Origin of the sequence: Allobosea eneae (assembly GCF_042657265.1) — a bacterium.
GTDB lineage: Bacteria > Pseudomonadota > Alphaproteobacteria > Rhizobiales > Beijerinckiaceae > Allobosea > Allobosea eneae.
Map to the genome: position 1 here is coordinate 1 of NZ_JBHSLW010000149.1, position 1,212 is coordinate 1,212.

At 50.8% G+C, this 1,212-nt stretch carries 2 protein-coding genes; both read right to left on the reverse strand.

Annotation, left to right across the window (positions count from 1 at the left end; genetic code table 11):
• Positions 1–72 precede the first annotated feature (72 nt).
• Positions 73–405: a hypothetical protein gene (locus ACFPOB_RS31095; protein ID WP_377801992.1), complete on the reverse strand. Its 333-nt coding sequence runs from the start codon at positions 403–405 to the stop codon at positions 73–75.
• Between the two features lie 125 nt (positions 406–530).
• Positions 531–1,136 carry a transporter gene (locus ACFPOB_RS31100; protein ID WP_377801993.1) on the reverse strand — a complete coding sequence of 202 codons (606 nt, stop codon included), beginning with the start codon at positions 1,134–1,136 and terminating at the stop codon, positions 531–533.
• Positions 1,137–1,212: the final 76 nt, after the last annotated feature.

Sequence of the window (1,212 nt, forward strand, 5' to 3'; positions counted from 1 at the left end):
TCCTCGTCCGTCAGACCGATCCGCTCGCCCAAGGCTTCCTCCAAAAAGAAGCCTTGAATCAATCCGCGTGTCTCAGGTCAAGCTTTGTCCACGAGGCCTAAAATCATTGTCACGATTAGATCCGCACCAGTTTTTCAAAAACGACATTTGGTCGACAACCGGAAAACTGCGCGGAATTAAGTCTAGATTATCATCTACTCCTGCTGGGGCTCTGACTAATGCGCCGTTCATGAAACCTTGTGCCCATGAAAAGTAAATTTTTTCCGATGTTTCATTGCCGGCGATATCATCGATGTATTTAGTACATTTTGACGCACCAAGGCCTGTAATCTTCACATTTTGTGCTATCGCTAAATCTGTAAGAAAGATAGTCATAAGAGAAAAAATCAGATAATTTCGTTTCATGGCATGCTCCTTTTATTTCCAGTGTCTTGTCATATTTACGGTCGAGCTAACCCGTTGAATTTTTATCCGACATAACGGGAGGCTGTTGTCATTTACACCACGAGACAAAGCGACGATAGATTCCCCTATTGGAGGATCTTGGGCTCCACAGACAGATAGAATATTGCGCCATAACTTGGCCTTTTGTCTCGTGAAAATGTAATAGGTGCGCCGAGGCCTAGAACGATCTGTGTGTCGGGCAGGTTGAAGGCGTAGCGAGCCCCGGGGGAAATCGTCAATGCATATTCGCGGTCGATCCCGCGGGTCGCATTTACGGTTTCGATACGCTCACCCACGGTTTCCAAAAGCACGTTGAAGTCGCGCGTGACCGCATAGACGGCACTTCCTCCAAGATTGAAGCTCATTGGACTGCGTCCCGAAACGTCAAACAGCGAAGTCGCCCCGGCGTTCGCGTGGAGTGTCACTCGATCGCTGACAACCTTGCTGAAGGGTAGGCTGCCCTGAACGCCGAAGGAGCCGTTGCCAGTACCTTTCCTGAAATTGCCGGTAGGCAAAACGAGGCTGATGCGCGGTGCAAAAGCCGGCGTAACCGCGCTTTCGAATAATGCTTGGTATCGATAGTTCAGCAACACGTCGCCAATTCCGCGAGCCTTTTGGCCTTCGCTTTTCAGGATCGAGTACGGCAACACGTAGGAGAATTGATGGATCTGAGAGTCCGTCCCGGAACTCATGACGCTCGCGCGATGCGGCGGATAAGAACCATGGCGGCGGCTGCGTAGAGGAAGGCCGTCGCGGAGGCGATGGTGG

Bases quoted from the DNA above. Each gene is read 5' to 3' on its own strand.
- ACFPOB_RS31100 (WP_377801993.1), bottom strand. From the start codon at position 1,136: ATGAGTTCCGGGACGGACTCTCAGATCCATCAATTCTCCTACGTGTTG.
- ACFPOB_RS31095 (WP_377801992.1), bottom strand. From the start codon at position 405: ATGAAACGAAATTATCTGATTTTTTCTCTTATGACTATCTTTCTTACA.